Genomic DNA, 6,854 nt, shown 5'->3' with positions numbered 1-6,854 from the left:
AATCAAACCATAAATCTATATAAAAATTATAAAATATAGAATAACTGTAAATATTTTATAAATATATAACTTTACTTTTTTAGAATACTCCAAAAGCTATTTTGTCTAGTTTTTTCTTAGCATCTAGAAACATAAGTAAATTAACTACCGCATTAAAAAACACTTTACATTACGCTATTATTTTTTCTAAAAACACTTTATAATTACAAATAATCACCTTAAAAAAATATATAAATCTATTTTCTGTTCTTATTACTGTATCTTCATAATAAAAATTTTAGCTTTTTTAATTAAACAAAATAGCTTTTATTGTAAGTATTAATTCACGTATACGACATATAGCTTTTATATCTGTCGATAAAACATCACATAGCATGTCAAAAACATATTACGATCCAGCAGATCTTAGAAAATTTGGAAAAATAACAGAGTGGAGCGAAGAGTTAGGTACTAAGTTCTTTGATTATTACGGTAAAGTCTTTGAAGAAGGCGCTCTAAGTGCTCGTGAGAAATCACTGATAGCACTTGCAGTATCACACGTTGTTAAATGTCCGTATTGTATTGATGCCTATACAAAAGATGGTCTCCAAAAAGGTATTACTAAAGAAGAAATGATGGAAGCTGTTCATGCTGGAGCCGCCATAGAGAGCGGTGCTACCTTAGTTCATGGAGTGCAAATGATGAACAAATATGAAAAACTGTCTATGTAATTGAGACCTGTACTTGGTAAAAACATTTTTTACCTGTCTAAAACTTTCATATCTTAACAGTAGTAGTGATACAAAATAATTCAATAGAGGAAGATGTCTGAAGCGAAAACAAAACAATCCTTACATAAGCGCAATGACCAATTAGCAAATGCAAATAGGCAGTTGGAGATTTTAAATAATGGTATTTTTGCAAATGGCGAATTACCTAAATTTGCCGATAAAATTGCAGAGATAGGTTACGCACCTTTGCGTCCAAATAAGCTCGAGATCTTACAGATTAATGTGGGATATATGTGTAATCAAGTATGCGAGCATTGTCATGTAGATGCAGGTCCTGACAGAAAAGAAATCATGACCAAAGAAACCATGCTTCAATGTCTTGATGTTATTAAAAAAACTGGAGCACATACTTTAGATTTAACAGGTGGGGCGCCAGAAATGAACCCTAATTTTAGATGGTTTGTTGAAGAAGCTAGTAAAGCAGGAATCAAAGATTTTATTGTTAGAAGTAATCTTACAATAATTAGAGCAAATAAAAAATACTATGACCTGCCAGATTTTTTTAAAAAACATAATGTTCATGTAGTTTCTTCAATGCCACATTGGACCAGAGGTAAAACCGATAAACAACGCGGTGATGGTGTTTTTGACAAATCTATTAAAGCATTACAAGAACTTAATGAACGTGGTTATGGAATGCCAAATAGTGACTTAAGATTAGATCTTGTTTATAATCCTTCAGGAGCATTTTTACCAGGGGATCAAATGTCGATGGAAAAAGATTTCAAAAAAGCATTACTCGAAGATTTCAACATACAATTTCATAACCTCTTTGCAATTACAAACTTACCTATAAGTAGGTTTTTAGATTATCTAATCGCATCAGAAAACTATGAAGATTATATGTATGCTTTGGTAGAAGCTTATAACCCAAGTGCCGTTGCAAATGTAATGTGTACAAATACGATATCAATAAGTTGGGATGGTTGGCTTTACGACTGCGATTTTAATCAAATGCTCGATCTTAAGGTAGCCAGTAAAGTAAAGCATATTAGTGAATATAATGAAGAGTTACTTCAGAATAGAAATATCCTAATATCACAACATTGTTATGGTTGTACAGCCGGGGCAGGAAGTAGTTGTCAAGGAACAGTAGCATAATTTATGAATCAAAAGACCGCCATATTAGTTTTTGCAAATTCAATTCAAGAAGAATTGAAAAACAAATCTATTATAGGTGGTAAAGCTCTGTTTTCTGAGCTGAATCAAAAAACCATTTTAACGGCACAACGTACTGGTCTTCCATTTTTTGTTTACACAGAAAAAGAACAACGTGGCCATACTTTTGGAGAGCGTTTTGTGAACGCTATTCAAGATGTCTATGATCGAGGATATGAAAATGTTATTACAATAGGTAACGATACTCCTCATCTTACTAAACAGCATTTAATTGAAAGTGTTAAACAACTTGAGAATAATAAATTTGTATTAGGCCCATCGAAGGATGGAGGGTTCTACCTTATGGGATTGCATAAATCTCAGTTTAATATTGATGTATTTTTAAAGTTACCTTGGCAATCAAGAACACTATCCAAATGTATTTCTAGGCTTATTAAAACAGCCAAAATTGAGTTAGTTACATTAGAAATACTTATCGATATAGATACTATTAGTGATATTGAATCTATATCTCGTTTTTTTAGAACACTTTCTGTACATCTAAAAAAAATTATAAAAGCTATACTAAACAGCAAAGTAGTTATTCAAGATACTGTTACAGAACTTATAACTTCTTTGCACACAAATTACTTCTTTAATAAAGGTCCTCCTTTTGTTTCTTTTCAATAATTTAAATTAGGCGTTTTTATTTTTCAATAATGAAACAATAAAGGTCCTTTCATTCAACTTTCTTTTTTATTAAAATTAAACTCATTAAATGAAGAATATATTCATTTGGGGATTACTATGTATAAGTGCAATTAGTTTTGCGCAAGAAGATTTTACAGTTTCAGTGATAGACTTCGAAACTAGTCAAGCTTTATCTGATATTACTATTACATTAAGTAATCCTAATCAAGGAATTACAATACAAAAAACAACTGATTCTAAAGGAAAAGTTATTTTTAGAGCACTCCCCATACTTAACAACTATGAACTTTCATTTATCGGAAATGATCAATTTAACCCTTTAAACAAAACTGGTATTGATATCCGATCAAACAAAAACTCAAGTATCAAAATTGCTTTACTTGCAAAAGGGTCTACAACACAATTAGAAGAAGTAATTCTTTCTGCTAATCCAACTGCTAATATCAATCGAAGAGATGCAGAAGTCGCCTTTGAACTAAAAGCTAAAGAAATTCAGGAAATTCCTGTAGAAGGTAGAGACATTACTCGTGTATTATATCGTCTACCAAATGTATCACAAGCAACAGGTTTTTTTCCAGAGGCGCCTAATATTAGTATTAATGGCGCTAATTCTCTATTTACCTCATACTTAATTGATGGATTAGATAATAATGAACGTTTTTTAGGAGGACAACGCTTTGCGATTCCTGTTGGTTTTGTAAAAGACATCACTGTACTAACAAATAATTTTTCTGCAGAATATGGGTTAACCAATAATGGAGTAGTTGATATCACTACAAAATCAGGTACAAATGAAGTAACTGGAGAAGTATTTTTTACTACACGTCCTGGACCTTCTATTGATGGTCAGACAGATTTTGCACAGCGCGATTTATCCGGTAACGCTGTAAGAGATGGTTTTGCTCGATATCAGACGGGTATTGGTATCGGTGGACCTATTATAAAAGATAAAACCTTTTACTATTTTAATTTTGAACATACCACAGATGTAAAAGATAATTTATTGAATGTATCGGATTTGGGAATTAACGAAACCATACGCGGAAATAATTCCTTTAATTATTTTTCTGGAAAAATTGATCAATTTTGGAGTACCAATTTTCGATCTTCCTTACGTGCCAATATTGGCGTAGTAAGTATCGAAAGACAAGGAGGTGGTCTTGATGGAGGTGTACAATTTAATTCTGCAGCAAATCAACAACAACGAAACAGCATCAATATTGCACTAAAAAACTCATACACCCTAGGAAACATAAGTGCAGAAACCAATGTACAATACAGTAGATTTCGTTGGAACTATGCAGATCCAGAAAATCCAGATAGTCCCCAAGTTACAGTACGCAATCCTTTGCAGGAAACTATTGCTGTACTTGGACACCCTGGCTTTGTATTCGATGCTCTAGAAAACACTATTCAATTACAACAAAAATTCAAATTATACTTATCAAATCACACCTTAAAAGCAGGTGCAAATTACATTAGAGGTGATCATGAACTTTTTGGAGGTGGAGTTCCAAATGGATCATATACTGTTGACTTAACCCAAAATCAAATCGATGTATTACGCAATAATAACGTTAATGGCAACTTAAGTATCACCGATATCCCTTCCGATGCTTTGGTAAGCAATTACAATGTTGAACTGCGTCCAGCTTCTTTTGGTACGAATCAAAACATTTATTCTATTTATGTTGAAGATCTATGGGATGTAACCGAAAAACTAAACATTACTTTAGGTCTTCGATATGACTATGATAATCTTTCTAAGGCTGGTAACACAGATGGAGATTACAATAATTTTGCTCCTCGTGTTAATCTTAACTATCAACTAAGTAATAATAGCACCATACGAGGAGGCTATGCAGTATCATACGATAAAATCCCATATGCGGTGTATAGCGATGCGTTACAACAAAACACCACTTCAACAGATTATAGAGCGCAAATTCAAGAATTTATAAACCTAGGTATATTACCGGCAGACACAGATTTAGATCGTGTGCTTTTTGATGGAAACATAGGTGCAAATGTAAGTGGTGTAAACTATCTTCAGGGACCTACCGCTGATCAACTACAGGACCAAAGAGAAGGTGCATTTTCTAATGAACGTAGAATATTAAACCCTAATGGGTTTGACAATCCGTTTACACATCAATTTGCCTTAGGATATCAAACTCAAATCAACGATAACAAATTGTTTTTTGTTGATCTTGTACACAATCGAAGTGAGAACTTGTTTAGACTACGCAACTTAAATGCGGCAGCGCAATATGCAATAGATCCAAATAACGTTGTCATTAGAACTATAGAAGAAGCAGATGCAACTCGTCCTATTCCAATTCAAAATAGTGCCGCTGTAATCAACGGACAAACACGTACAGGAGTTGCAAGAAATGTGGTTATCTCAGAAACCGAAGGAAAATCTAGATACTATGCGGCTAGTTTTAATTTTCAAAAAAATAAAGGAACAGACAACTATGCGTATCGTATAAATTATACACTATCCTCATTAGAAAATGATACAGAAGACATTAATTTCAGAGCGCAAGATGCTAATAACTATGACTCAGAGTTTGGACCTTCTATAAACGACCGTACTCACAATATCAATGGTATATTTAATTATTATCCATTCAAAGGCACATCAATAACTCTTGCCGCTCTTTTACAAAGTGGACAACCTATTAATCGTATTCCTGATGCTTTGTTATTTGGAACAACTGATCTTAATGGTGATGGATCAGGTTTTGGAGATGCGTATGTTGGTAATAGTGATCGCTTTCCTGGAGAATCCAGAAATAGTGATCGTTTACCATGGAGCACTAATTTTGATGTTGGCTTGCAACATCAATTCGTATTAGGAAATAATACTATCGAAATACGAGCTGATATTTTTAATGTATTTAATACCGAAAACCTGAGTGGCTATAGCAACAATGCTACACAAAGTAATCAAATTCAGCAAGGTTCTGCTGCAAGCGGGCGGTTTGTGCAACGCAACGCAGGACCACCTAGACAGTTTCAATTTGGAGTTCGTTATTTATTTTAAAAATCACTTATGAAAAAGTTAATCTATGTTATACTCGCAATGCTCTTACTAGCATGTGGAAAAGAACAAAAAGAAACTTCTTTTGCTATTGCCTCAGCCAGCTGGGACGAGATTATTAAGCAAGGGCAAAATCAAAGTGTCAACCTAATGATGTGGACAGGTGACACAAAGATAAATGCGTATATGAATTCTTATATCAGACCTTTGGTGAAAGAAAAGTATAACATAGATCTTACTATTAGCAGTGGACAAGGAAATACGATTGTACAAATCTTGATGGCAGAATTACAAGCCAATAAAACAGAAAGTGATCTAGATATGGTATGGATTAATGGAGAAACTTTTTATCAACTACAACAAATTAAAGGACTTTATGGCCCATGGACATCCAAATTACCAAATGCCGAATTCATAGATTTTGATAATAAATTTATTGGTATGGATTTTCAACAACCTATTGCTGGTTATGAACTACCATGGGGTAATGTACAAATGACTATCATTTATAATAGTGAAAAGGTAAAAACTCCTCCAATGACCAGAGAAGCTCTATATAAGTTTGCAAAAGAAAACCCAGGTAAATTTACTTGGGACAATCACTTTACAGGACTTACCTTTCTTAAAGCATTATTAATTGATATTGCTGGGGGTAACGGAAGTTTAAATGGTGATTTTGACGAAAAAAAGTACCAAAAATATAGTTCAGAACTCTGGTCATATCTTACCACTTTAAAACCATATCTCTGGAAAAACGGAGAAACTTTTCCTGAAGCTGTAGCGCCTATGCATCAACTATTTGCTAGTGGTGAGCTATGGTTTACAATGAGTAATAATGATGCCGAAGTCGACAATAAAATTGCCGAAGGAATATTTCCCGAGACCACTAGAGCCTATGTTCCTAAGTATGGCACTATACAAAACTCGCACTATATGGGAATCTCTAAAATGTCTATAAATAAAGCCGCTGCTATGGTAGTCGCCAATGAAATGATCTCTGCTGAAGCTCAATTAAAAAAACAAGATCCAAGTGTATGGGGAGATGGAACAGTATTAGACACAAAGAAATTACCTTCTTTACTAAAAGCCAAATTTAATAACCAACCTAACAGGAAATATGCACCAAAACGATCAGAAATTACTCAAAGAGCTTTACAAGAAATCAACCCAGAATATATGATCCGATTAGCTGAAGATTTCAGAAAATATATGATCAAATAAATAAAAAC

Annotated in this window: 5 protein-coding genes; all 5 read left to right on the top strand. The window is 33.4% G+C overall.

The genetic code is table 11. The annotated features are described in order from the left end of the window. Positions 1–374 precede the first annotated feature (374 nt). The gene (locus AWE51_RS10655) at positions 375–710 is read left to right on the top strand and encodes an arsenosugar biosynthesis-associated peroxidase-like protein (RefSeq protein ID WP_066313279.1); all 336 of its coding nucleotides are present in this window, start codon (positions 375–377) and stop codon (positions 708–710) included. 93 nt (positions 711–803) lie between these two features. Continuing rightward, positions 804–1,871, top strand: coding sequence for an arsenosugar biosynthesis radical SAM (seleno)protein ArsS (gene arsS, locus AWE51_RS10650; protein WP_066313276.1), 1,068 nt, complete (start codon positions 804–806; stop codon positions 1,869–1,871). A gap of 3 nt (positions 1,872–1,874) precedes the next feature. Beyond that, on the top strand, positions 1,875–2,558 hold the full coding sequence (locus tag AWE51_RS10645) for a TIGR04282 family arsenosugar biosynthesis glycosyltransferase (protein WP_066313274.1): 684 nt from the start codon (positions 1,875–1,877) through the stop codon (positions 2,556–2,558). An 88-nt stretch (positions 2,559–2,646) separates the two neighbouring features. Beyond that, positions 2,647–5,628, top strand: coding sequence for a TonB-dependent receptor (locus AWE51_RS10640; RefSeq protein WP_066313273.1), 2,982 nt, complete (start codon positions 2,647–2,649; stop codon positions 5,626–5,628). 9 nt (positions 5,629–5,637) lie between these two features. Beyond that, a complete protein-coding gene (locus AWE51_RS10635) occupies positions 5,638–6,846 on the top strand; it encodes an ABC transporter substrate-binding protein (RefSeq protein ID WP_066313272.1) in 1,209 nt (402 codons plus the stop codon). The last annotated feature ends 8 nt before the right edge of the window (positions 6,847–6,854 follow it).

Source organism: Aquimarina aggregata (assembly GCF_001632745.1).
In the GTDB taxonomy this organism is placed as follows: domain Bacteria; phylum Bacteroidota; class Bacteroidia; order Flavobacteriales; family Flavobacteriaceae; genus Aquimarina; species Aquimarina aggregata.
The sequence above is the reverse complement of the archived record's forward strand: the minus strand, read 5'-3'. Positions and strand labels throughout refer to the sequence as shown.

Excerpts from the sequence above, each read along its gene's own strand:
- AWE51_RS10655 (WP_066313279.1), top strand. The coding sequence starts at position 375 with ATGTCAAAAACATATTACGATCCAGCAGATCTTAGAAAATTTGGAAAA.
- arsS (WP_066313276.1), top strand. The coding sequence starts at position 804 with ATGTCTGAAGCGAAAACAAAACAATCCTTACATAAGCGCAATGACCAA.
- AWE51_RS10645 (WP_066313274.1), top strand. The coding sequence starts at position 1,875 with ATGAATCAAAAGACCGCCATATTAGTTTTTGCAAATTCAATTCAAGAA.
- AWE51_RS10640 (WP_066313273.1), top strand. The coding sequence starts at position 2,647 with ATGAAGAATATATTCATTTGGGGATTACTATGTATAAGTGCAATTAGT.
- AWE51_RS10635 (WP_066313272.1), top strand. The coding sequence starts at position 5,638 with ATGAAAAAGTTAATCTATGTTATACTCGCAATGCTCTTACTAGCATGT.